We start from the raw sequence: 1,551 nt of genomic DNA, 5'->3' as shown, positions 1-1,551 counted from the left end.
CTGAGTTTTTTAAGTGACGTAAAACCGTGTTGAGGCCAACGCCCATAATGCGTGCACTGGCGCGACATCCGACGCCATTCATGGCCATATCAATGATTTTCTGGTGCGTACCGGGCTGAGAGGCGGTGTAAGTGAACTGTAGTTGCCATGTTTTACGGCAATGAGAGCAGAGATAGCGCTGATGTCCGGCAGTGCTTTTGCCGTTACGCACCACGCCTTCAGTAGCGGAGCAGGAAGGACATCTGATGGAAATGGAAGCCACGCAAGCACCTTAAAATCACCATCATACACTAAATCAGTAAGTTGGCAGCATTACCGAGCAAAGGGATAAAATAGCAAAAGCGTGATGAAAATGTTATTTTCCGATGCCGCACTGACCCGCTACAATGTCAGATTACTGCCGTAAAGAAGTTTGAGGAAGCAAGACAATGAGCACCACTATCGAAAAAATCCAACGCCAGATTGCTGAAAACCCGATCCTGCTGTACATGAAAGGTTCACCGAAACTGCCGAGCTGCGGTTTCTCTGCCCAGGCAGTCCAGGCGCTTGCCGCATGTGGCGAACGTTTTGCCTATGTTGATATTCTGCAGAATCCGGACATTCGTGCGGAACTGCCGAAATATGCTAACTGGCCGACCTTCCCGCAACTGTGGGTTGACGGCGAGCTGGTCGGCGGTTGTGATATCGTGATCGAAATGTATCAGCGTGGCGAACTGCAGCAGCTGATCAAAGAAACTGCCGCTAAATACAAGTCTGAAGAGCCGGACGCGGAATAATCCGTCCTGCAATACTGACGGATGCGAACGGGCATCCGTCAGTCCTTTCTCTATCCCCAATCCAGCCCTTGTGGCGAACTTGAAAATCCCGCCTCACGCAGCAGCGTAAACATCGGCGTTTGCCGGACCGGTAGATCATTCACTTCTGTTAGCGTAAAGCGCAGCCGTGGTTCGCGACGCAGTGCGGTAGTCAGCGCGTGGAAAACCTCTGGGGCGAGTAATTCCTCTTTTTCCTGCCAGACCAGCATTTTTTTGCCACCTTGCGCCAGATAGAGTAACAATTTGCCGCTAGAAACGACCACCAGCGCACCCGCCCGACGCGTTGGAACCAGCGTTGCCGGATGTGCAGGCCAGGGCAGAAGATTTCCCCACACATTAGCCGGATCGTTGGCAGAGAGCGCCACTGGTGTATAGTGAACCGCCCCGGGAATCCTGGAGACTAAACTTCCTGAGAAAGAGGTAAACAGGATGACTAAAAATACTCGTTTTTCCCCCGAAGTCCGTCAACGGGCAGTCCGTATGGTTCTGGAAAGTCAGGGCGAATATGACTCACAATGGGCGACAATTTGTTCCATTGCTCCAAAGATTGGCTGTACACCGGAGACTCTGCGTGTCTGGGTACGCCAGCATGAGCGGGATACCGGAGGCGGTGATGGCGGGCTCACCACCGCTGAACGTCAGCGTCTGAAAGAGCTGGAACGTGAAAATCGTGAACTGCGCCGCAGTAACGATATCCTTCGCCAGGCTTCCGCTTATTTTGCGAAGGCGGAGTTCG

At 52.7% G+C, this 1,551-nt stretch carries 3 protein-coding genes and 1 pseudogene; 2 read left to right on the top strand and 2 right to left on the bottom strand.

Annotation, left to right across the window (positions count from 1 at the left end):
• The coding region (locus BHE85_RS15225; RefSeq protein WP_064195240.1) for an IS1-like element transposase at positions 1-262 on the bottom strand (262 nt) is incomplete at its 3' end.
• A gap of 166 nt (positions 263-428) precedes the next feature.
• On the opposite strand from BHE85_RS15225, the gene grxD reads away from it, so the two are divergent.
• Entirely contained in the window at positions 429-776 is a 348-nt protein-coding gene (grxD, locus tag BHE85_RS15220) for a monothiol glutaredoxin 4 (RefSeq protein WP_000108172.1), read from the top strand.
• A gap of 50 nt (positions 777-826) precedes the next feature.
• On the opposite strand, the pseudogene BHE85_RS27550 reads toward grxD, so the two are convergent.
• Positions 827-1,192 (bottom strand): annotated as a pseudogene (locus tag BHE85_RS27550) (hypothetical protein); the annotation flags it as partial.
• A 52-nt stretch (positions 1,193-1,244) separates the two neighbouring features.
• On the opposite strand from BHE85_RS27550, the gene BHE85_RS15210 reads away from it, so the two are divergent.
• A partial coding sequence (locus BHE85_RS15210) for a transposase (protein WP_024167141.1) occupies positions 1,245-1,551 on the top strand: 307 nt, incomplete at its 3' end.

The organism is Shigella sp. FC1567, assembly GCF_001743015.1.
Taxonomy (GTDB): domain Bacteria; phylum Pseudomonadota; class Gammaproteobacteria; order Enterobacterales; family Enterobacteriaceae; genus Escherichia; species Escherichia coli.
Note: the sequence above shows the minus strand (reverse complement) of the source record. Positions and strands in the feature narration are given on the sequence as shown.

Bases quoted from the DNA above. Each gene is read 5' to 3' on its own strand.
- grxD (WP_000108172.1), top strand. From the start codon at position 429: ATGAGCACCACTATCGAAAAAATCCAACGCCAGATTGCTGAAAACCCG.